Annotated in this window: 30 protein-coding genes; 1 reads left to right on the top strand and 29 read right to left on the bottom strand. The window is 59.1% G+C overall.

Annotated elements, in window-relative coordinates; translation table 11 throughout:
- Window positions 1-5: 5 nt before the first annotated feature.
- The 21 genes from rplF to rpsL form a co-directional block, all read right to left on the bottom strand.
- Window positions 6-539, bottom strand: coding sequence for a 50S ribosomal protein L6 (rplF, locus tag FAA97_RS04550; RefSeq protein ID WP_136597311.1), 534 nt, complete (start codon window positions 537-539; stop codon window positions 6-8).
- Between the two features lie 44 nt (window positions 540-583).
- Window positions 584-982 carry a 30S ribosomal protein S8 gene (gene rpsH, locus FAA97_RS04555; RefSeq protein WP_136597312.1) on the bottom strand — a complete coding sequence of 133 codons (399 nt, stop codon included), beginning with the start codon at window positions 980-982 and terminating at the stop codon, window positions 584-586.
- A gap of 12 nt (window positions 983-994) precedes the next feature.
- Window positions 995-1,300 carry a 30S ribosomal protein S14 gene (rpsN, locus tag FAA97_RS04560; RefSeq protein ID WP_136597313.1) on the bottom strand — a complete coding sequence of 102 codons (306 nt, stop codon included), beginning with the start codon at window positions 1,298-1,300 and terminating at the stop codon, window positions 995-997.
- Between the two features lie 33 nt (window positions 1,301-1,333).
- Window positions 1,334-1,891 (bottom strand): 50S ribosomal protein L5, encoded by a 558-nt coding sequence (gene rplE, locus FAA97_RS04565; RefSeq protein WP_136597314.1) that lies wholly within the window; start codon window positions 1,889-1,891, stop codon window positions 1,334-1,336.
- Window positions 1,884-2,192 (bottom strand): 50S ribosomal protein L24, encoded by a 309-nt coding sequence (gene rplX / locus FAA97_RS04570; protein WP_136597315.1) that lies wholly within the window; start codon window positions 2,190-2,192, stop codon window positions 1,884-1,886. Before rplX ends, rplE begins: the two co-directional genes overlap by 8 nt.
- 13 nt (window positions 2,193-2,205) lie before the next feature.
- Entirely contained in the window at window positions 2,206-2,574 is a 369-nt protein-coding gene (rplN, locus tag FAA97_RS04575; protein ID WP_136597316.1) for a 50S ribosomal protein L14, read from the bottom strand.
- A gap of 230 nt (window positions 2,575-2,804) precedes the next feature.
- Window positions 2,805-3,041, bottom strand: coding sequence for a 30S ribosomal protein S17 (rpsQ, locus tag FAA97_RS04580; protein WP_136597317.1), 237 nt, complete (start codon window positions 3,039-3,041; stop codon window positions 2,805-2,807).
- 13 nt (window positions 3,042-3,054) lie between these two features.
- Window positions 3,055-3,255 (bottom strand): 50S ribosomal protein L29, encoded by a 201-nt coding sequence (gene rpmC / locus FAA97_RS04585; RefSeq protein WP_028735898.1) that lies wholly within the window; start codon window positions 3,253-3,255, stop codon window positions 3,055-3,057.
- An 11-nt stretch (window positions 3,256-3,266) separates the two neighbouring features.
- On the bottom strand, window positions 3,267-3,680 hold the full coding sequence (rplP, locus tag FAA97_RS04590) for a 50S ribosomal protein L16 (protein WP_054158105.1): 414 nt from the start codon (window positions 3,678-3,680) through the stop codon (window positions 3,267-3,269).
- Window positions 3,681-3,719: 39 nt separating this feature from the next.
- Entirely contained in the window at window positions 3,720-4,451 is a 732-nt protein-coding gene (gene rpsC, locus FAA97_RS04595; RefSeq protein ID WP_136597318.1) for a 30S ribosomal protein S3, read from the bottom strand.
- A complete protein-coding gene (gene rplV, locus FAA97_RS04600) occupies window positions 4,451-4,840 on the bottom strand; it encodes a 50S ribosomal protein L22 (RefSeq protein WP_136597319.1) in 390 nt (129 codons plus the stop codon). The genes rpsC and rplV overlap by 1 nt, the downstream gene beginning before the upstream one ends.
- A 2-nt stretch (window positions 4,841-4,842) precedes the next feature.
- Window positions 4,843-5,121 (bottom strand): 30S ribosomal protein S19, encoded by a 279-nt coding sequence (gene rpsS / locus FAA97_RS04605; protein ID WP_136597320.1) that lies wholly within the window; start codon window positions 5,119-5,121, stop codon window positions 4,843-4,845.
- Between the two features lie 15 nt (window positions 5,122-5,136).
- Entirely contained in the window at window positions 5,137-5,973 is an 837-nt protein-coding gene (gene rplB / locus FAA97_RS04610) for a 50S ribosomal protein L2 (protein ID WP_136597321.1), read from the bottom strand.
- Between the two features lie 17 nt (window positions 5,974-5,990).
- Window positions 5,991-6,284: a 50S ribosomal protein L23 gene (locus tag FAA97_RS04615; RefSeq protein ID WP_136597322.1), complete on the bottom strand. Its 294-nt coding sequence runs from the start codon at window positions 6,282-6,284 to the stop codon at window positions 5,991-5,993.
- Window positions 6,281-6,901 carry a 50S ribosomal protein L4 gene (gene rplD, locus FAA97_RS04620; protein ID WP_136597323.1) on the bottom strand — a complete coding sequence of 207 codons (621 nt, stop codon included), beginning with the start codon at window positions 6,899-6,901 and terminating at the stop codon, window positions 6,281-6,283. The genes FAA97_RS04615 and rplD overlap by 4 nt, the downstream gene beginning before the upstream one ends.
- A 13-nt stretch (window positions 6,902-6,914) precedes the next feature.
- Window positions 6,915-7,553 (bottom strand): 50S ribosomal protein L3, encoded by a 639-nt coding sequence (gene rplC / locus FAA97_RS04625; RefSeq protein WP_102019764.1) that lies wholly within the window; start codon window positions 7,551-7,553, stop codon window positions 6,915-6,917.
- 172 nt (window positions 7,554-7,725) lie between these two features.
- The gene (rpsJ, locus tag FAA97_RS04630) at window positions 7,726-8,034 is read right to left on the bottom strand and encodes a 30S ribosomal protein S10 (protein WP_006728688.1); all 309 of its coding nucleotides are present in this window, start codon (window positions 8,032-8,034) and stop codon (window positions 7,726-7,728) included.
- 369 nt (window positions 8,035-8,403) lie between these two features.
- The gene (gene tuf / locus FAA97_RS04635; RefSeq protein WP_136597324.1) at window positions 8,404-9,579 is read right to left on the bottom strand and encodes an elongation factor Tu; all 1,176 of its coding nucleotides are present in this window, start codon (window positions 9,577-9,579) and stop codon (window positions 8,404-8,406) included.
- Window positions 9,580-9,651: 72 nt separating this feature from the next.
- Window positions 9,652-11,751: an elongation factor G gene (gene fusA, locus FAA97_RS04640; protein WP_136597325.1), complete on the bottom strand. Its 2,100-nt coding sequence runs from the start codon at window positions 11,749-11,751 to the stop codon at window positions 9,652-9,654.
- A gap of 32 nt (window positions 11,752-11,783) precedes the next feature.
- Window positions 11,784-12,254 carry a 30S ribosomal protein S7 gene (gene rpsG, locus FAA97_RS04645; RefSeq protein ID WP_136597326.1) on the bottom strand — a complete coding sequence of 157 codons (471 nt, stop codon included), beginning with the start codon at window positions 12,252-12,254 and terminating at the stop codon, window positions 11,784-11,786.
- A gap of 85 nt (window positions 12,255-12,339) precedes the next feature.
- Window positions 12,340-12,711, bottom strand: a complete 372-nt coding sequence (gene rpsL, locus FAA97_RS04650; protein WP_003507760.1) for a 30S ribosomal protein S12 — start codon at window positions 12,709-12,711, stop codon at window positions 12,340-12,342.
- Between the two features lie 499 nt (window positions 12,712-13,210).
- Between rpsL and FAA97_RS04655 the strand changes: the two genes are divergently transcribed.
- Complete coding sequence (locus FAA97_RS04655) at window positions 13,211-13,504, top strand: transcriptional regulator (protein ID WP_136597327.1); 294 nt, start codon at window positions 13,211-13,213, stop codon at window positions 13,502-13,504.
- A gap of 75 nt (window positions 13,505-13,579) precedes the next feature.
- Here the strand turns inward: FAA97_RS04655 and FAA97_RS04660 are convergent, their stop codons facing one another.
- The 8 genes from FAA97_RS04660 to nusG all read right to left on the bottom strand — a co-directional run bounded on the left by FAA97_RS04660 (window position 13,580) and on the right by nusG (window position 26,735).
- A complete protein-coding gene (locus FAA97_RS04660; RefSeq protein WP_136597328.1) occupies window positions 13,580-14,632 on the bottom strand; it encodes a cytochrome-c peroxidase in 1,053 nt (350 codons plus the stop codon).
- A 200-nt stretch (window positions 14,633-14,832) separates the two neighbouring features.
- Entirely contained in the window at window positions 14,833-19,044 is a 4,212-nt protein-coding gene (gene rpoC / locus FAA97_RS04665; protein ID WP_136597329.1) for a DNA-directed RNA polymerase subunit beta', read from the bottom strand.
- Window positions 19,045-19,237: 193 nt separating this feature from the next.
- The gene (rpoB, locus tag FAA97_RS04670) at window positions 19,238-23,374 is read right to left on the bottom strand and encodes a DNA-directed RNA polymerase subunit beta (RefSeq protein ID WP_136597330.1); all 4,137 of its coding nucleotides are present in this window, start codon (window positions 23,372-23,374) and stop codon (window positions 19,238-19,240) included.
- Window positions 23,375-23,624: 250 nt separating this feature from the next.
- The gene (gene rplL / locus FAA97_RS04675) at window positions 23,625-24,002 is read right to left on the bottom strand and encodes a 50S ribosomal protein L7/L12 (protein ID WP_136597331.1); all 378 of its coding nucleotides are present in this window, start codon (window positions 24,000-24,002) and stop codon (window positions 23,625-23,627) included.
- A 62-nt stretch (window positions 24,003-24,064) separates the two neighbouring features.
- Complete coding sequence (gene rplJ / locus FAA97_RS04680) at window positions 24,065-24,583, bottom strand: 50S ribosomal protein L10 (RefSeq protein WP_136597332.1); 519 nt, start codon at window positions 24,581-24,583, stop codon at window positions 24,065-24,067.
- A 343-nt stretch (window positions 24,584-24,926) separates the two neighbouring features.
- Complete coding sequence (rplA, locus tag FAA97_RS04685; protein WP_136597333.1) at window positions 24,927-25,622, bottom strand: 50S ribosomal protein L1; 696 nt, start codon at window positions 25,620-25,622, stop codon at window positions 24,927-24,929.
- A gap of 2 nt (window positions 25,623-25,624) precedes the next feature.
- Window positions 25,625-26,056 carry a 50S ribosomal protein L11 gene (gene rplK / locus FAA97_RS04690; RefSeq protein WP_112730803.1) on the bottom strand — a complete coding sequence of 144 codons (432 nt, stop codon included), beginning with the start codon at window positions 26,054-26,056 and terminating at the stop codon, window positions 25,625-25,627.
- Between the two features lie 148 nt (window positions 26,057-26,204).
- A complete protein-coding gene (nusG, locus tag FAA97_RS04695; protein ID WP_136597334.1) occupies window positions 26,205-26,735 on the bottom strand; it encodes a transcription termination/antitermination protein NusG in 531 nt (176 codons plus the stop codon).
- Window positions 26,736-26,748 lie beyond the last annotated feature (13 nt).

Consider the following 26,748-nt stretch of genomic DNA (forward strand, 5'->3'; position numbering starts at 1 on the left):
GATCCTTACTTCTTCTTGCCTTCTTTGCGGACAATCCGCTCTTCGGCATACTTGACGCCCTTGCCCTTGTAGGGCTCGGGGCCGCGATATTCGCGGATCTCAGCAGCCACCTGGCCAACCTGCTGCTTGTTGATGCCGGACACGATGATTTCGGTCGGCTTCGGAACAGCAATGGTAATGCCAACCGGCGGCTCATAGACAACGTCATGGCTGAAGCCGAGCGCGAGCTGCAGGTTCTTGCCCTGCAGCGCCGCACGGTAACCAACGCCGTTGATTTCGAGCTTGCGCTCGTAGCCGTCCTTCACACCCTTGAAGATGTTCTCGACCATGGTGCGGGACATGCCCCACTTGGAACGAGCATCCTTGGAGTTGCTGGTCGGCTGAACAACAACAGCGTTGTCTTCCAGCTTTACCGAGATTTCGTCATTTGCGACGAAGAAAAGTTCACCCTTCGGACCCTTTGCCGAGACCTTCTGGCCTTCGACAGAGGCGGTCACGCCAGCCGGAACCGGAACGGGCTTCTTACCGATACGAGACATAGTTTTTATCCTGTCTGTTCGCTATGGAGTTCCCCTGTTCGATCTTAGAAGACCGAGCAGAGAACCTCGCCACCAACGTTCTGTTCGCGAGCCTGGTGATCGGCCATCACGCCCTTCGGAGTCGAAAGGATGGTGATGCCGAGGCCGTTCGCGACCTGCGGAATGGACTTGACCGAGACATAAACTCGGCGGCCCGGCTTGGAGACACGGCCGATTTCGCGGATGACCGAAGCACCTTCGTAGTACTTCAGTTCAATCGTGATCTCGGACTTGCCGTTGTCGTAATCGACCTGGCTGTAGCCACGGATGTAGCCTTCGGCCTGCAGAACGTCGAGAACGCGGGCACGGAGCTTGGAGGCCGGAGTGGTAACGGAGCTCTTGCGGCGAGCGGCACCATTCCGGATACGGGTGAGCATATCGCCCAACGGATCAGTCATCGTCATGTTGCCGTCTCCTTACCAGCTGGACTTCACAACGCCCGGCACCTTGCCGGTGTTGCCAAGCTCACGAAGTGCGATACGCGACATACCGAGCTTGCGGTAGAAAGCGCGCGGGCGACCAGTGACTTCGCAACGGTTGCGAATACGGGTCTTGGAGCCGTCACGCGGCAGTTCTGCCAGCTTCAGGGTTGCCTTGAACCGCTCTTCAATCGAAAGGGACTGGTTCATGATGATCGCCTTGAGGGCAGCACGCTTTGCAGCATGGTTCGCGACGATCTTGCGGCGGCGCTTGTTCTTTTCAACTGCGCTTGTCTTCGCCATATGGAAGTTCCTCTTCTACGCTCGTCGTTACGGTTACTGACGGAACGGGAAGTTGAACTCTTTCAGAAGAGCCCGAGCTTCGTCGTCGTTGGTCGCCGTCGTGCAAACGATGATGTCCATGCCCCACATCTGATCAACCTTGTCGTAGTTGATCTCAGGGAACACAATGTGCTCCTTGATGCCCATGGCGAAGTTGCCACGGCCGTCAAAGGACTTCGGGTTCAGGCCGCGGAAGTCGCGAACGCGCGGCAGCGCGATGTTGACCAGGCGATCCAGGAACTCGTACATCCGGGCGCCGCGCAGGGTAACCTTTGCGCCGATCGGCATGTTTTCGCGGACCTTGAAGCCAGCGATGGAGTTGCGGGCCTTGGTGATGACCGGCTTCTGACCGGCAATCGCAGCAAGGTCAGCTGCAGCAACGGAAGGCTTCTTGGAGTCGGCAGTCGCCTCGCCCACACCCATGTTGATGACGATCTTGTCCAGCTTGGGGATCATCATCTCGTTGGTGTAGGAGAACTGCTCCTGCATAGCCTTGCGAATGCGGTTTACGTATTCAGCCTTGAGCCGCGGCTCGTACTTGGACTCAGCCATCGATCACTTCTCCCGAACGCTTGGCCACACGGACCTTCTTGCCGTCAACGACAGAGAAGCCAACGCGGGTCGGCTTGCCGTCCTTGTCTGCGATCGCGAGATTCGACAGATGGATCGAAGCTTCCTTGCTGATGATACCGGCTTCCTGGTTCTGCGTCTGGCGCTGGTGGCGCTTGACAACATTGATGCCACGGACGACCGCACGGTCTTCCTTAGGCATAACCTGGAGGACTTCGCCTGAACGGCCCTTGTCCTTGCCAGCGAGAATGACGACCGTGTCGCCCTTACGGATCTTGTTCATCGCTCGTCGCTCCTTACAGTACTTCCGGAGCCAGCGAGATGATCTTCATGTGGTTCTTACCACGCAATTCGCGCGGAACCGGTCCGAAGATACGAGTGCCGATGGGCTCTTTCTTGTTGTCGATGAGGACGGCTGCGTTGTTATCGAATCGAATGACGCTGCCGTCGGCGCGACGGATGTCCTTGGCGGTGCGAACAACAACCGCCTTCATCACGTCACCCTTCTTGACGCGGCCGCGCGGGATCGCTTCCTTGATCGAAACGACAATGATGTCGCCGATCGAAGCGTACTTGCGCTTGGAGCCGCCCAGCACCTTGATGCACATGACACGACGTGCGCCGGAATTATCCGCCACGTCGAGGTTAGTCTGCATCTGAATCATGTCAGGTCGCCTTCTTGTTGCAACCCGAACGGTTGGGCCTAGGCCCCCTATTCGGGCTTATGAAAAATTACTGATGTGCGCGGGAAGATAAAATACAGGGTGGTTTCCCATATGGGACCTTCCGTGCGCTCAAAGCAAAAGAACGCCCGGTTCGGGGCGTTCTCAGCCAGTGGTCTGCTTCATACAGATTTCTGCGCGAGGTGCAAGCCCTCGCGCAGAAACTCTGCGAATTAAGCCTGGGCGGAGATAACCGTCCAGCACTTGTCCTTGGAGATCGGGGCGCATTCCTGGATGGAAACTACGTCACCGGTCTTGAACTGGTTGTTTTCGTCGTGTGCCTTGTACTTCTTCGACCGGCGAACGGTCTTCTGAAGCAGCGGGTGGGCGAATCGACGCTCAACGCGAACAACGACAGTCTTGTCGTTCTTGTCGCTGACAACTACGCCCTGCAGAATGCGTTTCGGCATATTCTTCTGGTCCTTAGGCCTTGGCTTCTGCCGCCTTCTGGCGGGCAATGGTTTTCACGCGTGCGATGTCACGACGAACTTCCTGAATACGGGAAGACTTCTCGAGCTGGCCGGTGGCCTTCTGGAAGCGCAGGTTGAACTGCTCCTTCTTCAGCTTTGCAAGCTCGTCGTTCAGCTGGTCGGCGCTCATGGCGCGTACGTCTGCGGCTTTCATCGACTTGATCCTCACTCTGCAATGCGCTGTACGAAGCGCGTCGTGACAGAGAGCTTGGCGGAACCGAGGCGAAGAGCCTCGCGCGCGATCTCTTCCGATACGCCGTCGATCTCGAACATGATTCGACCAGGCTTGACCTTGCACGCCCAGTATTCGACCGAACCCTTACCCTTACCCATACGAACTTCGGTCGGCTTTGCCGTGACCGGAACGTCAGGGAATACGCGGATCCACACGCGGCCAGCACGCTTCATATAGCGCGTGATGGCACGACGAGCTGCCTCGATTTCGCGAGCATTTACACGGTTCGGTTCCAGAGCCTTGAGGCCGTATTCACCGAATGCCAGATCAAAGCCGCCTTTGGCGACGCCCTTGATGCGGCCCTTGAACTGCTTGCGGTACTTTGTACGCTTTGGCTGCAACATTTTCTTACTTCTCCGAGCTTATCTTTCGCCAGCGTTCAATCAAGCGTTCTCGCGGCGACGATCGCCACGATCACCGCGTTCACGGCTTGCCGGACCCTGCGCATCGCCCTCGAGCGCACGACGCTCGGAGGCCATCGGATCGTGCTCAAGGATTTCGCCCTTGAAGATCCAGACCTTTACGCCGCAGATACCGTATGCGGTTTCGGCTTCGGCCGTACCGTAGTCGATGTCTGCACGCAGGGTGTGAAGCGGCACGCGGCCTTCACGATACCATTCGGTACGGGCGATTTCGGCACCACCGAGACGGCCGGCGCAGGTGATCTTGATGCCTTCGGCACCGAGACGCATGGCCGACTGAACGGCGCGCTTCATGGCGCGACGGAACGCGATACGGCGCTCGAGCTGCTGGGTGATCGACTGAGCAACCAGCGTGGCGTCGATTTCCGGCTTGCGCACTTCAACGATGTTCAGGTGCGTTTCCGAGTTGGTCATCGACGAGATCTTCTTGCGAAGCTTCTCGATGTCTGCACCCTTCTTGCCGATGATCAGACCCGGACGAGCCGAGTGGATCGTAACGCGGCACTTCTTGTGCGGACGCTCGATGACGACCTTTGCGATACCGGCCTGCTTCAGCTCGGACATGAGATACTTGCGGATCTTCAGGTCCTCATGGAGCAGCTTGCCGTATTCGGCATTGTCGGCGAACCAACGGCTATCCCAGGTACGGTTGATGCCGAGGCGGAAACCGATTGGATTGATTTTCTGACCCATTATGCGGCCTCCCCTTTAGCTTCGACTTCGCGCACCACGATGGTGAGGTGCGAGAACGCCTTCTCGATGCGAGAGGCGCGACCGCGGCCACGAGCGTGGAAACGCTTCATGGTGATCGACTTGCCGACATAGGCTTCGGCGACGACCAGCTGGTCGACGTCGAGGTCGTGGTTGTTCTCGGCGTTTGCGATTGCCGATTCCAGGGTCTTCTTGACCGTACCGGCGATGCGCTTGCGGGAGAATTCCAGATCAGCGAGAGCGCGCTCGACCTTCTTGCCGCGGATCATCGCGGCAACCAGGTTAAGCTTCTGCGGGCTGACGCGGATGGTGCGAGCGACTGCCTGCGCCTCGTTGTCCTTCAGCCGACGTTCGGCTTTTGCCTTGCCCATACTTACTTCCTCTTCGCCTTCTTGTCCGCACCGTGACCGTAGTAGGTCCGGGTGGGAGCGAATTCACCGAACTTGTGGCCGACCATGTCTTCGTTGACTGCGACGGGCACATGCTTTGAACCGTTGTAGACGCCGAAAGTGAGACCGACGAACTGCGGCAGGATGGTGGAGCGACGGCTCCACATCTTGATCACTTCGCTACGGCCGCCTTCACGAACCTTCTCAGCCTTCTTGAGAAGATAGCCGTCAACGAACGGGCCTTTCCATACTGAACGAGCCATTTCTGACTACCTCTCTTACTTCTTCTTCAGGTGGCGGGAGCGCATGATGAACTTGTCGGTCGACTTGTTCGAGCGAGTGCGCTTGCCCTTGGTCGGCTTGCCCCACGGGGAAACCGGGTGACGACCACCGGATGTGCGGCCTTCACCACCACCGTGCGGGTGGTCGACCGGGTTCATGACGACGCCGCGGTTGTGCGGGGTCTTGCCGCGCCAGCGGGTACGACCGGCCTTACCGTCGTTGATGTTGCCGTGGTCCGGGTTGGAAACGGCGCCGATGGTGGCCAGGCACGAGCCCGGAACCAGACGCTGCTCACCCGAGTTGAGGCGCAGGATGGCCATGCCGGCATCGCGGCCGACGAGCTGGACGTAGGTGCCGGCAGAGCGAGCGATCTGACCGCCCTTGCCCGGCTTCATTTCGACGTTGTGCACGATCGAACCAACCGGGATGTACTGCAGCGGCATAGCGTTGCCGGGCTTTACGTCAACGGCCTTTTCCGAAGCGATGACCTTGTCGCCGGCAGCAAGACGCTGCGGAGCGAGGATGTAGGCCTGTTCGCCGTCGGCATAGGTGACGAGCGCGATGAACGAGGTGCGGTTCGGGTCGTATTCCAGACGCTCGACCGTGCCTTCAACGTCGAACTTGCGACGCTTGAAGTCGACGAGACGGTAGGTACGCTTGTGACCACCACCGATGAAGCGTGCAGTGATGCGACCGTAGTTGTTACGACCACCGCTCTTCGAAAGACCTTCCGTCAGCGCCTTGACCGGCTTGCCCTTCCAGAGGCCAGAGCGGTCGACGATGACCAGCTGACGCTGGCTCGGGGTCGTCGGATTGTAGCTTTTCAATGCCATTGTTCTTATTCCCTACCTCAGACGCCCGTCGACACGTCGATGGACTGACCTTCAGCGAGCGTCACGACAGCCTTCTTGACGTCCTTCTGCTTGCCGGCGAAGCCGCGGAAACGCTTGGTCTTGCCCTTGCGGACGAGCGTGTTGACGGCCGTAACCTTGACGCCGAAGAGAGCTTCGACAGCAGCCTTGATTTCCGGCTTGCTGGCGCCCTTGGCGACATTGAAGACGACCTGGTTGAATTCGGAAACCAGGGTCGACTTTTCGGTGATCGACGGAGAGACGATCACGTCGTAGTGGCGAAGATCAGTCATTTGAACCGCTCCTCCAGAGCTTCAACCGCAGCCTTGGAAAGCACGAGCTTGCCACGACGCAGGATGTCGTAAACGTTGATGCCCTGAACCGGGAGAACATCGATGTTCGGGATGTTCGAGGCGGCGAGCTTGAAGTTGCTGTCGAGTTCGGCGCCGCCGATCACGAGAGCATTGGTGAGGCCGAGCGAGGCGAAGTTGCCGACGATCAGCTTGGTCTTTGCTTCAGCAGCAACCAGGTTGTCGACGATGATCAGTTCGTCTGCCTTGGCCTTGGCCGAAAGAGCGTGACGCAGAGCGAGTGCACGAACCTTCTTCGGCAGGTCATGGGCGTGGCTGCGAACAACCGGGCCATGAGCCTTACCACCGCCGCGGAACTGCGGAGCGCGGGCCGAATGGTGACGAGCACGACCGGTGCCCTTCTGCTTGTACATCTTCGAGCCGGTGCGCGAGACTTCCGAGCGGCCCTTGATCTTGTGCGTGCCGGCACGCTTCTTGGCGAGCTGGTAGCGGATCATGCGGGCGATCAGGTCTTCGCGGGGATCGAGACCGAAGATTTCGTCAGACAGAGAAACCTTGCCGGCGTCCTTGCCCTCGAGGGTCTTGACGTTCAATTCCATGTTCTTGGCTCCCTTACTTCGCCGACTTGACGGCGTCGCGGACGATGATCCAGGAACCCTTGGAACCGGGGACAGCGCCCTTCACAAGGATAAGACCACGATCTTCATCGGTCGAAACGACTTCGAGGTTCTGGGTGGTGACGCGGGTCTGGCCCATGTGACCAGCCATGCGCTTGCCCTTCCAGACCTTGCCCGGATCCTGGTTCGAACCGGTCGAACCATGCGAGCGGTGCGAAACGGACACACCGTGCGTCGCACGAAGACCACCGAAGTTGTGGCGCTTCATGGCACCGGCGAAACCCTTACCGATCGTCGTGCCCGTGACGTCGACCAGCTGGCCGGCTTCAAAATGGCTCGCGGTCAGCTGTGCGCCGACATCGATGAGGTTTTCTTCGGAAACGCGGAATTCAACGAGCTTGGCCTTCGGCTCAACGCTTGCTGCTGCGAAGTGACCACGAAGGCCCTTCGACGTGTTCTTTACCTTGGACGTACCGGCACCGAGCTGAAGCGCGACATAGCCGTTCTTGTCAGCCGTGCGCTGGGCGACGACCTGTACGTTATCCAGACGCAGAACTGTTACCGGGATATGTTCGCCGGCGTCGTTATAGACGCGGGTCATTCCCACTTTCTGTGCAATCACACCTGAACGCATTGGTTCATTCCTCTTGAGAGTCGCGGCCGGGAAAAAGTGATCCAGGCCTTTCCTCTTTGTTTAAGGATTCCACTCCGGCGCTTCCGAGCCTTCGGGTTTCCCGTTTCGAGAAGTCGTTGGCAGGTCTTGCCACGTACCTTCCTTGTTATTTCGGCTCTCGCCGGAATTCTCTTTAGAGCTTGATCTCGACGTCGACGCCGGCAGCCAGGTCGAGCTTCATCAGCGCGTCAACGGTCTGCGGGGTCGGGTCGACGATGTCGAGAAGGCGCTTATGCGTGCGCATCTCGAACTGTTCGCGGCTCTTCTTGTCGACGTGAGGCGAACGGTTGACCGTAAACTTTTCAATACGGGTCGGGAGCGGTACCGGGCCGCGTACGCTTGCACCGGTGCGCTTAGCGGTCGAAACAATCTCGCGCGTGGAGGCATCGAGAACCCGGTGGTCAAACGCCTTGAGGCGGATGCGGATATTCTGGCCGTTCATTCGACGTGTCCTTATTAGTTTTCTTGCGTCCCGCATACGCAGAGACAGTGAATTACCAATTGCTGGTCGGCCCCGGATTATCAAAAATCACAGCAATCGCGATGAAACGCTGCTGTCACTTGTCATGTCGAGAGCCTGCCAGGTCTCGGCTCTCAATGAGCCGACTCAACGCAGTGCAAAAGGCAGCCGATGCAAATCACCGTCTGCCTTCATCATGGCGGGCGACATACACCGTCATCATGCTGTCGTCAACCGATTCCCGGTCAAAGCACGGAGGATTCTGCCGCCCTGCATTGAACCTGCAAAGGTCCCATGCAGAAAACGCAAACGGCCGCCGGTCGAAACCGGCGGCCGTCTACAGATTTCAGATTACTCGACGATCGAAGCGACGATGCCGGCGCCGACGGTACGGCCGCCTTCGCGGATCGCGAAGCGCAGCTTTTCTTCCATCGCGATCGGAACGATCAGCTCAACGGCAACGGTGACGTTGTCGCCAGGCATAACCATTTCCGTGCCTTCCGGAAGCGACACGATACCGGTCACGTCCGTCGTGCGGAAGTAGAACTGCGGACGGTAGTTCGTGAAGAACGGCGTATGACGGCCGCCTTCTTCCTTCGTCAGGATGTAGGCTTCTGCCATGAACTTCTTGTGCGGCTTGACCGAACCCGGCTTGCACAGAACCTGACCACGCTCGACGTCGTCACGCTGGATACCACGAACCAGTGCACCGATGTTGTCGCCAGCCTGGCCCTGGTCGAGCAGCTTGCGGAACATTTCAACGCCGGTAACCGTCGTCTTCTTGGTATCGCGGATACCAACGAATTCGACTTCTTCGCCAACCTTGACGATACCGCGCTCAACGCGACCCGTCACAACCGTACCACGGCCGGAGATCGAGAACACGTCTTCGATCGGCATCAGGAACGGCTGGTCGATCGGACGCTCAGGCGTCGGAATGTAGGCGTCAACCTGGGCCATCAGCTCGCGAACAGCGTCTTCGCCGATCGTCTTGTTGCTGTCGTTCAGGGCAGCAAGAGCCGAACCCTTGACGACCGGGATGTCGTCGCCCGGGAAGTCGTAGGACGACAGAAGTTCGCGAACTTCCAGTTCAACGAGCTCGAGCAGTTCGGCGTCGTCAACCTGGTCGACCTTGTTGAGGAAGACGACGATCGCCGGAACGCCAACCTGACGAGCAAGCAGGATGTGCTCGCGGGTCTGCGGCATCGGGCCGTCGGCTGCCGAGCAAACCAGGATCGCGCCGTCCATCTGCGCTGCACCGGTGATCATGTTCTTGACGTAGTCGGCGTGGCCGGGGCAGTCAACGTGGGCATAGTGACGGTTGGCCGTCTCATACTCGACGTGTGCCGTCGAGATGGTGATGCCGCGTGCCTTTTCTTCCGGGGCTGCGTCGATCTGGTCATAGGCCTTGAATTCACCGAAATACTTGGTGATCGCTGCCGTCAGAGACGTCTTGCCGTGGTCGACGTGGCCAATCGTGCCGATGTTCACATGCGGCTTGGTACGCTCAAACTTACTCTTTGCCATTTCCGGCTCTCCATTTTCTGGCCCCCATCAAGGGGGAAAACTTCATTCAATTCAATTGGCGGGTTACCCCGGTCACTTCTGACCGGAGTACTTTGCCTGGATTTCAGCGGCTACGTTCGACGGAACCGGTGCGTAGTGATCGAAGGTCATCGAGTACTGTGCACGGCCCTGAGACATCGAGCGCAGGTTGTCGACGTACTTGAACATGTTGGCAAGCGGGACGTGAGCATTGATCACGATCGCAATACCGCGCTGTTCCTGGCCCTGGATCTGGCCACGACGCGAGTTCAGGTCACCGATAACGTCACCGACGTAGTCTTCCGGCGTGACGACTTCAACCTTCATCATTGGCTCGAGCAACTGTGCGCCGGCCTTCTTGGCAGCTTCACGGAAGCAGGCACGCGATGCGATTTCGAAGGCGAGAACCGACGAGTCAACATCGTGGAACGCGCCGTCGATGAGGGTCGCCTTGACGCCCAGCATCGGGAAGCCAGCAAGCGGACCCGAAGACAGAACGCTTTCGATGCCCTTCTGAACGCCCGGGATGTATTCCTTGGGAACAGCACCGCCGACGATCTTGGACTCGAACTTGAAGTCTTCGCCTTCCGGGTTCGGTTCGAAGACGATCTTGACGCGCGCGAACTGACCGGTACCGCCGGACTGCTTCTTGTGCGTGTAGTCTTCTTCGTGCTGACGCGTGATCGTTTCACGGTAAGCAACCTGCGGAGCACCGACGTTGGCTTCAACCTTGAACTCGCGACGCATGCGGTCGACGAGAATGTCGAGGTGAAGCTCGCCCATGCCGGCGATGATGGTCTGGCCGGATTCCTGGTCGGTCTTGACGCGGAAAGACGGGTCTTCGGCAGCGAGGCGATTGAGCGCGAGGCCCATCTTTTCCTGGTCGCCCTTGGACTTCGGCTCGATCGCGATCTGGATGACCGGCTCGGGGAATTCCATGCGCTCGAGGATAACCGGCTTCAGCGGATCGCAGAGCGTATCGCCAGTGGTGGTTTCCTTGAGGCCGGCGAGAGCAACGATGTCGCCTGCGAAGGCTTCTTCGATGTCTTCACGGGAGTTCGAGTGCATCTGCAGCATACGGCCGACGCGCTCGCGCTTGTCCTTGACCGTGTTGATGACAGAGGAACCCTTTTCGAGCTTGCCCGAGTAGATGCGGGCGAAGGTCAGCGAACCGACGAAGGGGTCGTTCATGATCTTGAACGCCAGCATCGAGAGCGGCTCGGCGTCATCTGCATGACGTTCGATTTCGGCTTCGGTCTTGAAGTCGATGCCCTTGATGGCCGGGATGTCAACCGGCGACGGCAGGTAGTCGACAACCGCGTCGAGCAGCGGCTGAACGCCCTTGTTCTTGAAGGCGGTGCCGCAGAACATCGGGTGGAACTTGACGTCGATGGTGCCGCGACGCACGAGCGCACGGATCTTGTCGTTGTCCGGCATCTCGCCGTTCAGGTAGGCTTCCATCGCTTCTTCGTCGATCTCGACAACCGTCTCGATCAGCTTTTCGCGATATTCTTCAGCCTTTTCCTTCAGGTCTTCCGGGATCTCGACAACGTCCCAGGCAGCGCCGAGGGACTCATCGCGCCAGACCAGAGCGTTCATCTCGATCAGGTCGACAACGCCCTTGAAGTCGCTTTCAGCGCCGATCGGCAGCTGCATGACGACGGCAGTGGCGCCAAGACGGGTCTTGATCATCTCGACCGAGCGGTAGAAGTCCGCACCGGTCTTGTCCATCTTGTTGCAGAAGATCATGCGCGGAACGTTGTACTTCTCAGCCTGACGCCAGACGGTTTCCGTCTGCGGCTCAACGCCTGCGTTGGCATCGAGAAGGGCAACCGCACCGTCGAGCACGCGCAGCGAACGCTCGACTTCAATGGTGAAGTCAACGTGGCCGGGGGTGTCGATGATGTTGAAGCGGCGCATCTTGCCGTCGCGACCCTTCCAGAAGGTCGTGGTCGCAGCAGACGTGATGGTGATGCCGCGTTCCTGCTCCTGCTCCATCCAGTCCATGGTAGCAGCGCCGTCATGGACTTCGCCGATCTTATGCGACTTACCGGTGTAGTAAAGGATGCGTTCGGTCGTGGTGGTCTTGCCGGCGTCGATGTGCGCCATGATACCGAAGTTGCGGTAGTCTTCGATTTTATATTCGCGAGCCATAACGGACTGCCTTTCAATATTCGATCGGTGGATTACCAGCGGTAATGCGAGAAGGCGCGGTTTGCATCGGCCATCTTATGGGTGTCTTCGCGCTTCTTGACGGCGCTACCGCGGTTGTTTGCAGCGTCCATCAGTTCGCCCGACAGACGGTCGACCATGGTTGTCTCGTTGCGCTTGCGAGCAGCGGTGATCAGCCAGCGAATGGCCAGAGCCTGGCGGCGCTCAGGACGAACATCGACGGGAACCTGGTAGGTTGCACCACCAACGCGACGCGAACGAACTTCAACATGCGGCGCGACATTGTCGAGCGCCTGATGGAAGATCGCGATCGGCTCGGCCTTGGCCTTGGCCTGAACGACATCGAAGGCACCGTAGACGATGCTTTCGGCCACGGACTTCTTGCCGTGGAGCATGATGGCGTTCATGAACTTGGTGACGACGAGATCGCCGAACTTCGGGTCCGGATTGATCTCACGCTTTTCTGCACTATGGCGACGGGACATACTACTTGTCTCTCAACGGTTAGGACGCTTTATCACGCGGAGAACCTCGCGCAGCGCCGGAATCAGAATTAGGAAGGACCGAATCTTACTTCGGACGCTTCGCACCGTACTTCGAACGGCGCTGCTTACGGTTCTTGACACCCTGGGTATCGAGAACGCCGCGGATGATGTGGTAACGAACGCCCGGCAAGTCCTTTACGCGGCCGCCACGGATCATGACGACAGAGTGTTCCTGCAGGTTGTGGCCTTCACCCGGGATGTAGCCGATGACTTCAAAGCCATTGGTCAGACGGATCTTGGCAACCTTACGCAGAGCCGAGTTCGGCTTCTTCGGGGTCGTGGTGTAAACGCGGGTGCAAACGCCACGCTTCTGCGGATTTTCCTGCAGGGCAGGAACCTTATTGCGCTTTACCTGTGCCTGACGCGGCTTACGGATCAGCTGGTTTACGGTAGGCATATACCCATCCCTTGTAAAACTAGTCTCTAAGGCCTTTTGAGCCCTGGTTTGCCGTTTCCGGCGGCGGTCGCACAGATCTCTTCATGCACAAAATGTGGCCCTACCCGCTTTTGGGCGGATGGACCACAAGAAACAAAGGACGCGATTGCGCGCGTCTTAGTGCAGCATACATGTCGTCAACGTGCGTTTGGTCCCCTGTTTGAGGCGAACTTCGGGGCGCGTCGCCCTGAAAAACCCGGCCTCACATGGGTCCCGATGCGCGGGGTACTACTGTTTTCCCCTCTTTCCGTCAAGTCTCGATCGACAATTAATGGGCGAGCCGCCCTGTCGCAGCGGCCTTTGGACCGCCCTGAGGCCGGAAAGTCGCGATGGCCAAGGAATTTGTCTTGGTTTGCGCCCCAAACCTTCTAAATAGGAGCAGAAAGACAATCAAGCACCCCTGCCCGTCTGGTCGAATCGACCATTCAGCGGAATCGCTTCCAACGAGAAGACCAGAGCCATGATCAGCGACCCAGACAACGACAATGCCCGCGACGAGCCGATGGTGTTCATCGTGATTGCCAAAGCCTACGAGACGGAAGGCGGCGAGCCGGTTGATCTGCACGTGCTCGTCTCAGCCCCCGACGACGACACGGCCGTGCGCGCGACGCTGAACGCCCTGTCGGAAGAAGGCTTCCTCGAGGCCGATCTCGATCAGATCGGCATGATCACCGGCGCTCCGGACGAGGAACCGCATGCCTCTGCCTATCAGGGCGCGCTCGAAGGCGAAGTGGCGATCATCCGCTTCAACTGATCGGCTGGGCATAACGCGAAACGGCAGGCCGAAAATATCTCCGGCCTGCCCTGCCCCGCTTGCGGGTCGCAAAAACTACTGAACGATCGCACCACTCGGTCGCGGTGTTTCCTTCGTCTCCGCCGGCAGAACCGGATAGGTGACTTCCGGCATCCGACCGGTGAGCGCTTTGAGGAAGCCGACAATCTTGCCGACATCCCCCGGTTCCAGCGCCTCGCCGAGCTGCGATGTTCCCATGACGGACACGGCCTCTTCCAGGCTCCAGACCTTGCCGGAATGGAAATAGGGCGCGGTCAGCGCGATGTTTCTCAGCGGCGCTGCGCGGAAGACATAAGAATCATCCGCCGTATTGGTCACGGCGAAACGCCCCTTGTCCCCTTCCGGCAGGACTTCTGCACCGGGCTTCTCGATCAGGCCGAAAGGATAATAATCTTCACCGCCGACATTCACCCCGGCGTGACACGAGGCGCAACCCTTGTCGATGAACAGCGCCAAGCCCTGCTGCTGATCTTCCGTCATGGCGGCATCATCACCGTTCAGCCAAGCGTCGAAGGGTGCCGGCGTGATCAGGGTTGCCTCATAGGCTTCGATCGCCTTTGCGAAGTTGTCGAAGGTAACGGGATCCTCCTCGCCGGGGAATGCCGCCGTGAACCAGGCAATGTAGTCCGGCATGGATTTCAATGTCGTCACGACCTGGTCCGGCGTGTTCGCCATCTCGACACCCGCCTGGACCGGCCCCTTGGCCTGCGCCTTCAAATCCTCGGCGCGACCATCCCAGAACTGCGCGACGTTGAAAACGGCGTTCAAGACCGTCGGCGCGTTGCGCGGGCCTTTCTGCCAGCCATGGCCGATCGAAGTCTCGAGGTTATCGTCACCGCCCGTCGCCAGATTGTGGCAGGAATTGCAGGAAAATACGCCTGACGCCGACATGCGCGGATCGAAAAACAGCGCCTTGCCGAGTGCGATCTTGTCCGGCGTGATCGGATTGTCCGCAACTGCGGGTGTCGTTGATGGCAGCGGCTTGAACACTTCAAGCGCGGTTCCCCGTAACTCTGCTGCTGCGGGAACAGCTGCAAAAGCTGTCGTGGCCAGAAGAGCTGCGACCAGGGTCTTCACTAGGATCTTCATGCTTACCTCCGTGGAATACGAAGACAATTTAGAAGCGTTCCAAGCAGCCCTGTTGCGCCAGATCAACCCCTGAGGATGGGCACATGACAGACGTCATGTCTGGCGAGGAAATTTTGAAACGACGAGGAGTTCAACCGCCAAAGACAGGAAAACCGCCCGGATTGCTCCGGGCGGTCTGATTTTCTCAACACAGCGTGCGCTTATTCGCCCGCCGGTGCTGCTTCGCCTGCAAGGTTCTGCAGCATCGGTGTCGCGATATCCGCACCGGTGCCCTTCTTGCGCTCCTCGAGGATGAGGTCGTCGCGCGAGGTGGCGATGCGGCGGATCTGCGTCATGGTACCACCGGTACCGGCCGGGATCAGGCGACCGACGATGACGTTTTCCTTCAGGCCCTGCAGCGTGTCCATCTTGCCGGCAATCGCAGCTTCCGTGAGAACCTTGGTGGTTTCCTGGAAGGATGCAGCCGAGATGAAGGACGGCGTCTGCAGCGAGGCCTTGGTGATGCCGAGAAGGACCGGATCGCCGTATGCAGGCTTCTTGCCTTCTTCCATCAGACGCTCGTTCATGTCGTCCAGTTCGATGCGGTCGACATTGTCGCCCACGATGTACTGGCTGTCGCCCGAATCGGTGATCTCGACCTTCTGCAGCATCTGGCGAACGATCACCTCGATGTGCTTGTCGTTGATCACAACGCCCTGCAGTCGGTAGACTTCCTGGATTTCGTTGACCAGGTACGAGGCAAGTGCCTCGACGCCCTTGATCGCCAGGATGTCGTGCGGAGCCGGGTTACCGTCGAGGATGTAGTCACCCTTTTCGATATAGTCGCCTTCCTGAAGGTGGAAGGGCTTGCCCTTCGGGATCAGGTATTCGACCGGCTCGACACCGTCTTCCGCCGGCTCGATGATGACACGACGCTTGTTCTTGTAGTCGCGGCCGAGGCGAACCGTACCATCGATCTCAGCGATGATGGCGTGGTCCTTCGGACGACGAGCTTCGAACAGTTCGGCAACGCGCGGCAGACCACCGGTGATGTCCTTGGTCTTGGCGCTTTCCAGCGGCGAACGTGCGAGAACGTCACCCTGAGACACGCGCTGACCAGGCTCGACCGAGAGGATTGCATCGACGGAAAGCTGGAAGCGGGCTTCGCCGCCACGAGCAACCTTCAATACATTGCCATTCGTGTCCTTGATCACGATCGCCGGCTTGAGGTCCGAACCGCGCGGGGTCGAACGCCAGTCGATAACCTGACGCTTGGTGATACCAGTCGACTCGTCGGTCGCTTCGGAGACGGACAGACCGTCCACAACGTCCTCGAAGTGTACGATACCCTCGACTTCGGTCATGATCGGACGGGTGTACGGATCCCACTCGGCCAGACGCTGGCCGCGCTTCACCTTGTCGCCATCGTCGACGAAGACCTTCGAACCGTAGGCCACACGCTGCGAAGAACGCTCAACACCGCGTTCGTCGAGGATCGTGATGGCCATGCTGCGGCCCATGGCGATCAGCGTGCCATCGGAATTGCGCAGCATGTTGCGGTTCTTGATCTGCACCGTACCTTCATACGAGGCTTCCAAGAACGACTGGTCAACCACGGTCGCCGTACCACCCAAGTGGAAGGTACGCATGGTGAGCTGGGTACCCGGTTCACCGATCGACTGTGCGGCGATGACGCCGACGGCCTCGCCCATGTTGACAGGCGTACCGCGAGCAAGGTCACGACCGTAGCAGATCGAGCAGACGCCGGTCTGAACTTCGCAGGTCAGGGCCGAGCGGATGCGGATCGACTGGATACCAGCCTTCTCGATTTCGACGACATGCGGCTCAAGGATCATCTGGCCGGCATCGACGATGCGCTCACCGGTGACCGGATGATCGATGTCGTCAAGTGCTGTACGACCGAGAACGCGGGCGCCGATGGAGGCAACCACCTGACCGGCATCGACGATCGCCGTCATGGTGAGGCCCTTGTCGGTGCCGCAATCCACGAGGTTGACGATGCAATCCTGCGCGACGTCGACGAGACGACGGGTCAGGTAACCGGAGTTCGCGGTCTTCAGAGCGGTGTCTGCGAGACCCTTACGGGCACCGTGGGTCGAGTTGAAGTACTCGTTAACGGTCAGACCTTCCTTGAAGTTCGAGATGATCGGCGTCTCGATGATTTCGCCCGACGGCTTGGCCATGAGGCCACGCATGCCGCCCAGCTGACGCATCTGGTTCGGTGAACCACGAGCACCCGAGTGCGACATCATGTAGATGGCGTTCATCGGCTTCTGGCGGTTGGTTTCCGGGTCGAACTCGACGGCCTTAATGCGGGCCATCATGTCTTCGGCAACCTTTTCGGTGGCCTTGCCCCAGGCATCAACGACCTTGTTGTACTTCTCGCCCTGAGTGATCAGGCCGTCGTTGTACTGCTGCTCGTATTCCTTGACCAGGGTTTCGGTGTCGCCAACGATCTTCGCCTTGGTTTCCGGAATGATCATGTCGTCCTTGCCGAACGAAATGCCGGCGCGGCAGGCATGGGTGAAGCCAAGCTGCATGATGCGGTCACAGAAGATGACCGTGTCCTTCTGGCCGCAGTGACGGTAGACCGTGTCGATCATCTTGGAGATGTTCTTCTTGGTCATTTCCTGGTTGCAGATGTCGAAGGGCACATTGACGTTCTTCGGCAGAAGTTCGCCGATGATCATGCGGCCAGGGGTGGTTTCATAGATCTTCGAAACCGGGTTGCCCTCGGCGTCGACGGTCTTGAAGCGACCACGGATCTTGGCATGCAGCGTGACGACCTTGTTCTCCAGCGCATGGTGCAGTTCGCCCATGTCGGAGAAGGCCATGCCTTCGCCCGGCTCGTTCTGGTTCTGGATCGACAGATAGTAGAGGCCGAGAACCATGTCCTGCGACGGAACGATGATCGGTGCACCGTTGGCCGGGTGCAGGATGTTGTTCGTCGACATCATCAGCACGCGGGCTTCAAGCTGGGCTTCAAGCGACAGCGGCACGTGAACGGCCATCTGGTCGCCGTCGAAGTCGGCGTTGAAGGCCGTGCAGACGAGCGGATGCAGCTGGATCGCCTTGCCTTCGACCAGGATCGGTTCGAAGGCCTGGATGCCCAGGCGGTGCAGCGTCGGTGCGCGGTTCAGAAGAACCGGATGCTCGCGGATGACCTCGTCGAGGATATCCCAGACTTCGGGCTTTTCCTTTTCAACCAGCTTCTTGGCCTGCTTGACGGTCGAGGAGTAACCCTTGGCGTCGAGGCGGGCATAGATGAACGGCTTGAACAGCTCGAGCGCCATCTTCTTCGGCAGGCCGCACTGGTGCAGCTTCAGTTCCGGACCGGTCACGATGACCGAACGGCCGGAATAGTCGACGCGCTTGCCGAGAAGGTTCTGGCGGAAGCGGCCCTGCTTGCCCTTGAGCATGTCGGACAGCGACTTCAGCGGACGCTTGTTGGCGCCGGTGATGACGCGGCCACGACGGCCGTTGTCGAAGAGCGCGTCCACAGATTCCTGCAGCATGCGCTTTTCGTTGCGGATGATGATGCCCGGTGCGCGCAATTCGATCAGGCGCTTCAGACGGTTGTTACGGTTGATGACGCGACGATAGAGATCGTTCAGGTCAGAGGTCGCGAAACGACCACCGTCCAGAGGCACCAGCGGGCGCAGATCCGGCGGGATGACCGGAACGACCTTCATGATCATCCATTCCGGACGGTTGCCGGATTCCATGAAGTTCTCGACGATCTTCAGGCGCTTCATAAGCTTCTTCTGCTTGAGATCCGAGGTGGTCTCAGCCAGATCGGAGCGCAGATCGCCAGCGATCTTCTCGAGGTTCATCGAGGCAAGCATGTCATAGATGGCTTCAGCGCCGATCATGGCGGTGAACTGGTCTTCGCCGAACTCGTCGACGGCCATCATGTACTCTTCTTCCGAGAGCAGCTGGTTTTCCTTGAGCGAGGTCAGGCCCGGCTCGGTCACGATGTAGTTCTCGAAATAGAGAACGCGCTCGACATCCTTCAGCGTCATGTCGAGCAGGGTCGAGATACGCGAAGGCAGCGACTTCAGGAACCAGATATGGGCAACCGGTGCTGCGAGCTCGATGTGGCCCATGCGCTCACGGCGAACGCGCGACAGCGTGACTTCGACGCCGCACTTTTCGCAGATGATGCCCTTGTACTTCATGCGCTTGTACTTGCCGCACAGGCACTCGTAGTCCTTGATCGGTCCGAAGATACGCGCGCAGAACAGACCGTCACGCTCAGGCTTGAACGTACGGTAGTTGATGGTCTCCGGCTTCTTGATCTCGCCGTAGGACCACGAAAGGATCTTTTCCGGGCTCGCGATCGAGATCCGGATGGAGTCGAAGTGCTGCGCCGGCACTTGCGGGTTGAAAAGGTTCATGACCTCTTGGTTCATGCCTGTCTCCTTGTGGGCTTTAAGCCCTCGATTGGGTCGGTGATGGCGGCGGATTCCCGGGATGCCGCATCTGACCCTTCAAATGACAATAACCGCAGATTGCGGCGAAACTCCCCTCACCGTCCGGTCTTGGCCGTCGGCCGGTCAGGGAATGGCATGCGCAGCAGATGCCACGCATGCCTTGTCAGACAGTTTACTCGGCTGCGTCCGGCAGCTGACCCTCTTCTTCCGGCAGAAGCTTCGAGTTCTCGAGTTCCACGGAAAGGCCCAGAGAGCGCATTTCCTTGACGAGAACGTTGAAGCTTTCCGGAATACCGGCCTCGAAAGTATCGTCGCCACGGACGATCGCTTCGTAAACCTTGGTACGGCCAGCCACGTCGTCCGACTTCACGGTCAGCATTTCCTGCAGGGTGTATGCAGCACCGTAAGCCTCGAGCGCCCAGACTTCCATTTCCCCGAAGCGCTGACCGCCGAACTGCGCCTTACCACCGAGCGGCTGCTGGGTGACGAGCGAGTAAGGACCGATCGAACGCGCGTGGATCTTGTCGTCGACCAGGTGGTTCAGCTTGATCATGTACATGTAGCCAACCGTGACCTGACGGTCGAAGGCTTCGCCGGTACGACCATCATACAAGGTCGACTGACCAGACGGGTTGAGACCCGCGCGCTTGAGCATCGAGGAAACGTCGCTTTCATGCGCACCGTCAAAGACCGGGGTCGCGATGGAAACGCCGCGCTTGGCTTCTTCCGCAAGACGCACCAGCGACTCGTCGTCGAACGTCTTGACCTCGTCATGCGCCTCAGAGGCGTAGATTTCGGTCAATTCCTTCTTCAGGTCGGTGATGTCGAGATGCTTGCGGTAGTCCTCGAGCATCTGGCCGATCTTCCTACCCATGCCGGCGCAAGCCCAGGCAAGGTGGGTTTCGAGGATCTGGCCGACGTTCATGCGCGAGGGAACGCCGAGCGGGTTCAGGACGATGTCGACATGCGTGCCGTCTTCGAGGAACGGCATGTCCTCGACCGGTACGATGCGCGACACAACACCCTTGTTGCCGTGACGGCCGGCCATCTTGTCGCCTGGCTGGATCTTGCGCTTCACAGCGACGAAGACCTTGACCATCTTCATGACGCCCGGAGGCATTTCATCGCCGCGCTGGACCTTCTCAACCTTGTCCATGAAGCGCTGTTCAAGGCGCGACTTGGATTCGTCGTACTGAGCACGCAGGGCTTCGAGTTCGGCCTGGGCCTTCTCGTCTTCCACTGCGAACATCCACCACTGCGAGCGGGGATATTCAGACACGACGGCGTTGGACAGTTCGACGCCCTTCTTGAAGCCCTTCGGACCGGCGATCGACACCTGGCCGCGGAGCATGTCGAGCAGACGGCCGTAGACGTTACGGTCGAGGATCGCCTGTTCGTCGTCACGGTCCTTGGCGAGGCGTTCGATTTCCTCGCGCTCGATCGCCATCGCACGTTCGTCCTTTTCAACGCCGTGGCGGTTGAAGACGCGAACTTCGACGATGGTGCCGAAGGTGCCCGGAGGCATGCGCATGGACGTATCGCGGACGTCGGAAGCCTTTTCACCGAAGATGGCGCGCAGAAGCTTTTCTTCCGGCGTCATCGGGCTTTCGCCCTTCGGCGTGATCTTGCCGACGAGGATGTCGCCAGGCGCAACTTCCGCACCGATATAGACGATACCGGCTTCGTCGAGGTTCTTCAGCGCTTCTTCCGAGACGTTCGGAATGTCGCGCGTGATTTCTTCCGGACCAAGCTTGGTGTCGCGGGCCATGACTTCGAACTCCTCGATATGGATCGAGGTGAAGACGTCTTCGGCAACAATGCGCTCCGACATCAGGATCGAGTCTTCGTAGTTGTAGCCGTTCCACGGCATGAACGCGACGAGCGCGTTGCGGCCGAGAGCCAGATCGCCGAGGTCGGTCGACGGACCGTCCGCGATGATGTCGCCCTTGTTGACCACGTCACCCACGGTGACCAGCGGACGCTGGTTGACGCAGGTGTTCTGGTTCGAACGCTGGAACTTCTGCAGGCGATAGATATCGACGCCAGACTTCGACGGATCGAGGTCTTCCGTGGCGCGGATAACGATACGCGTTGCATCGACCTGGTCGACCACGCCGCCGCGACGGGCACCGATGGCAGCGCCGGAGTCACGGGCAACCACCGGCTCCATGCCGGTTCCGACGAACGGGGCTTCGGCACGCAGAAGCGGCACGGCCTGACGCTGCATGTTCGAGCCCATGAGAGCGCGGTTGGCGTCGTCGTTTTCGAGGAACGGAATGAGAGCGGCTGCGACCGACACCAGCTGCTTCGGCGAGACGTCCATCAGGTTGATGGTGTCGCGCGGCGACAGCATAACTTCGCCAGCATGACGGCAGACGACGAACTCTTCGACGAACTGGCCATCGGCCGTCAGTTCAGAGTTAGCCTGGGCGACGTAGTACTTCGCTTCTTCCATGGCGGAGAGATAGACGACGTCCTTCGTCACCTTGCCGTCCACGATCTTGCGGTACGGGCTTTCGATGAAGCCGTACTTGTTGACGCGGGCAAAGGTGGCAAGCGAGTTGATCAGACCGATGTTCGGGCCTTCCGGCGTCTCAATCGGGCAGATACGGCCGTAGTGGGTCGGGTGAACGTCGCGGACTTCGAAGCCTGCGCGTTCGCGCGTCAGACCACCCGGTCCAAGAGCCGACAGACGGCGCTTGTGGGTGATTTCCGACAGCGGGTTCACCTGGTCCATGAACTGCGACAGCTGCGAGGAGCCGAAGAATTCGCGAACCGCGGCAGCAGCCGGCTTGGCGTTGATCAGGTCCTGCGGCATGACGGTGTCGATTTCGATCGACGACATGCGTTCCTTGATCGCGCGCTCCATGCGGAGCAGACCGAGACGGTACTGGTTTTCCATGAGCTCGCCGACGGAGCGAACACGACGGTTGCCAAGGTTGTCGATATCGTCGATCTCTCCCTTGCCGTCACGCAGCTCGACCAGCATCTTGACCACGGCCAGGATGTCGTCCTTGCGCAGAACGCGGACGGTATCCGGGCAGTCGAGATCGAGACGCATGTTCATCTTGACGCGACCAACGGCCGACAGGTCGTAGCGCTCGGCGTCGAAGAACAGCGACTGGAACATGGCTTCCGCCGAGTCCATGGTCGGCGGCTCACCCGGACGCATGACGCGATAGATGTCGAACAGAGCGTCCTGACGGTTCTCGTTCTTGTCCGCGGCCAGCGTGTTGCGGATGTAGGCGCCGACATTGATGTGGTCGATGCCGAGAACCGGGATTTCAGTAAAGCCGGTGTCGAGGATCTGCGGCAGGGTCTTTTCGTCGATCTCGTCGCCGGCTTCCATGTAGATTTCACCGGTCGACATGTTGACCAGGTCTTCTGCAAGGTAGTTGCCGTAGAGATCTTCGTCGGACGCCTTGAGGAACTTCAGGCCCTTTTCCGAAAGCTGACGAAGCAGACGCGGGGTGAGCTTCTTGCCACCTTCGACAACGACTTCGCCGGTATCGGCGTCGACGAGGTCGGACAGCGTCTTTGCGCCCTTCAGCGTTTCCGGATTGAACGGGAACCGCCAACCCTTGCCATCCCGCTCGTAGACGGACTTCGAGTAGAAGGTCGACAGAATTTCTTCGCCGTCCATGCCAAGCGCCATCAGCAGCGAGGTCACGGGGATCTTGCGGCGACGGTCGATACGCGCGTGGACGATGTCCTTGGCGTCGAACTCGATGTCGAGCCAGGAACCGCGATAAGGGATCACGCGGGCAGCAAACAGAAGCTTGCCCGACGAATGGCTCTTGCCCTTGTCGTGGTCGAAGAACACGCCCGGCGAACGGTGCATCTGAGACACGATAACGCGCTCGGTGCCGTTGACGATGAACGTACCGTTGTTCGTCATGAGCGGCATGTCGCCCATGTAGACGGACTGTTCCTTGATGTCCTTGATCGAACGCGCGCCTGTATCCTCATCAATATCGAACACGATGAGGCGCAGCGTCACCTTCAATGGTGCGGCATAGGTCAGGTCGCGCTGACGGCATTCGTCGACGTCGAACTTCGGCGGCTCGAATTCGTAGGACACGAATTCCAGCATCGAAGCGCCGGAGAAGTCCGTGATCGGGAAGACCGACTTGAAAACGGTCTGAAGGCCCTCATCGGGACGACCGCCCTCGGGCTCGTCGACCATGAGGAATTGGTCGTAAGACGCCTTCTGAACCTCGATGAGGTTCGGCATTTCAGCGACTTCTGGGATTTTTCCGAAAAACTTGCGTACGCGCCTGCGACCATTATACGAAAGGGTCTGAGCCATCGTCGCTCCTTGTCAATTTGCAACCGGGCCTGCAACGGACGGAACACGCTGGCCAGGCGGTGCCGTCGATCATGGATCAATCAATCTCGTTGCTGAAATCGTCGCTCAGGCCGGATTGCCTTCTTGCAGCGATTCGCAACCATCCTCTTGAAGAACCCATTACCCAGGAGCCGTTTTGACACGGATCCTGGGTAATACGTTCCGGAGAAATGGACGGGAGAGAGAAACTCTCCCCCGCCGCATTCCGATATTACTTAACGTCGACCTTAGCGCCGGCGTCTTCAAGCTTCTTCTTGAGGTCAGCGGCTTCAGCCTTGGAAACGCCTTCCTTGACCGGCTTCGGAGCGCCTTCGACCAGGTCCTTGGCTTCCTTGAGGCCGAGGCCGGTGATGCCGCGAACTTCCTTGATGACGTTGATCTTGTTGGCGCCAGCGTCCGTCAGGATAACGTCGAATTCGGTCTTTTCCTCTTCAGCAGCAGCCGGAGCAGCGCCACCGCCAGCAGCGGCAACAGCTACAGGAGCAGCAGCCGAAACGCCCCACTTTTCTTCGAGCATCTTGGAAAGCTCAGCAGCTTCCAGAACGGTCAGAGCAGAGAGGTCTTCTACGATCTTAGCGAGATCAGCCATTTTATTAGTCCTTTGATAGTTCGGTTCGAACTGGTTTGTTTATTGAACAGCGAAAAACCGCCTTACGCGGCTTCGTCCTTCTTTGCGTAGGCCGCAAAAACGCGCGCCAGCTGCGAAGCCGGTGCCTGTACAACGCCTGCGATGCGGGTCGCCGGGGTCTGAATCATACCCAGCAGCTTTGCACGCAGTTCGTCCAGCGAAGGCAGGGTCGCAAGCGACTTGACTGCTTCAGCGTTCAGCGTGGTCGTGCCCATTGCGCCACCGAGAACAACGATCTTGTCGTTGGTCTTGGCGAAATCGACGACGACCTTGGGAGCCGTAATCGGGTCGGTGCTGTATGCAATCAGCGTCTGACCCTTGAAGAGATCTGTCATCCCTTCGGCTTCCGTGCCCTGAAGAGCGATCTTGGCCAGACGGTTCTTCGCGACTTTGACGGTGCCGCCAGCAGCGCGCATCTTCGAACGAAAGTCGTTCATCTGCGCAACTGTGACACCAGCATAGTGGGCCACGACAACCGAACCGGAAGCCTTGAAGACTTCGTTCAGCTCCGTGACAAATTCGCGCTTTTCCGCTCTTTCCACTGTCTGTCTCCAGTTGATGAGACCGCAATCCTGCAGGCCCCACCGGGTTTGCCTTTGCCTCAAGGGATCCAAACATGTCGGACCCCGAGCGACGCTTGAGGATCCTGTCCCCTCGCATCAAAGCTCGCTTCGATGCTAAGGCGAATAAGGCTCGAACCGAACTTCAAGACGTCATCAGACGTTTAAATACCGGATCTTACCCGTCTCATGAGGGCGATCATTAAGGCCTTTAGGCCACCCACAATCTCGGACAGGAGTGCCTGATCTTGCGATCAGACATTTCCGGCCCCGAAAGGCCGGAAACAGTGCGGACCTGGGCACGGGGCCCAGGTCAATTCATAAATCAGGCGTTGACCGAGCCAGGCTCGACCTTGACGCCGACGCCCATGGTCGAGGAGATCGCTACGCGCTTGACGTAGTTGCCCTTCGCACCGGTCGGCTTGGCCTTGATGACGGCGTCAGCAAAAGCCTTGATGTTTTCTTCAAGAGCCTTGGCGTCGAAGGAAGCCTTGCCGATGCCGGCATGGACGATACCAGCCTTCTCGACGCGGAACTCGACTGCACCGCCCTTGGAAGCCTTGACGGCGCCTGCGACGTCCATGGTCACGGTGCCGACCTTCGGGTTCGGCATCATGCCACGCGGGCCGAGAACCTTACCGAGGCGACCGACGAGCGGCATCATGTCCGGGGTGGCGATGCAACGATCGAAGTCGATCTTGCCGCCCTGGACGATTTCCAGCAGGTCTTCGGCGCCGACGATGTCTGCACCGGCAGCCTTGGCTTCGTCAGCCTTGGCGCCACGGGCGAAGACGGCAACCTTGACGTCGCGGCCCGTGCCGTTCGGCAGGTTGACAACGCCACGGACCATCTGGTCCGCGTGACGGGGGTCAACGCCGAGGTTCATCGAGATTTCGATGGTTTCGTCGAACTTCGCGGTAGCGCGTTCCTTGACGAGGGCGATTGCTTCCGGCAGGGCGACCAGCTTGGTCGGATCGATGCCTTCGCGGATCTTCTGAAGACGCTTTGCAAGCTTTGCCATGATCAAGCCACCACTTCCAGGCCCATGGATCGGGCAGAGCCCTCAACCATCAGCATTGCGCCTTCGATGTCGGCAGCGTTGAGATCCTTCATCTTACCTTCGGCGATCGCACGGACCTGAGCCTTGGTGATGGTGCCAGCCTTGCCGCCCTTACCAGGCGTCTTGGAACCGGAGGTGATCTTCGCTTCCTTCTTCAGCCAGTAGGTAACCGGCGGCTGCTTCATTGCGAAGGTGAAGGACTTGTCCTGGTAATAGGTGATGACGACCGGGATCGGCATACCCTTTTCCATTTCCTGCGTGGCGGCGTTGAACGCCTTGCAGAATTCCATGATGTTGATGCCGCGCTGACCAAGGGCCGGGCCGATCGGCGGGGACGGGTTTGCCGATCCTGCCTTGACCTGGAGCTTGAGCTGGCCTGCAACTTTCTTAGCCATTACTCTCTGCCTTTCTACTCAGACCGGTTTCCCGATCCACTGATGCCGGAACTATCCGGCGGCTGCGGTTGCGTGGTGCGTATGAACAGCCCGGCTTAAGTGACTGCCATTCTCCCACGCGGATCGGGGAGTTCCCTCCCCTTTTCGATCAGACCTTTTCGACCTGACCGTATTCGAGTTCGACCGGCGTTGCGCGACCGAAGATCGAGACCTCGACCTTAAGGCGCGAGCGCTCTTCATCGACATCCTGAACGACACCGTTGAAGGAGGCGAACGGACCGTCGGAAACGCGGACCTGCTCGCCGATCTCGAAGGAGACGGAAGACTTCGGACGCTCGACACCTTCCTGGACCTGGCCCAGGATGCGCTCTGCCTCGAAATCAGGGATCGGAACCGGCTTGTTGTCGGAACCGAGGAAGCCCGTGACCTTCGGGGTATTCTTGATGAGGTGATAGGCCTCATCCGTCAGGTTCGCGCGCACCAGCACGTAGCCGGGGAAGAACTTGCGCTCGCTGTCGACCTTGCGACCGCGACGAACCTCGACAACCTTTTCAGTCGGCACGAGGATCTTTTCGAACAAATGCTCAAGCCCCTTCTGGCGAGCCTTGTTCTCGATGTCTTCCGCGACCTTCTTCTCAAAATTAGAATATGCGTGGACGATGTACCAACGTGCCGCCATGTTCGTCTCCGCC

Source organism: Peteryoungia ipomoeae (genome assembly GCF_004912165.1).
Lineage (GTDB): Bacteria > Pseudomonadota > Alphaproteobacteria > Rhizobiales > Rhizobiaceae > Allorhizobium > Allorhizobium ipomoeae.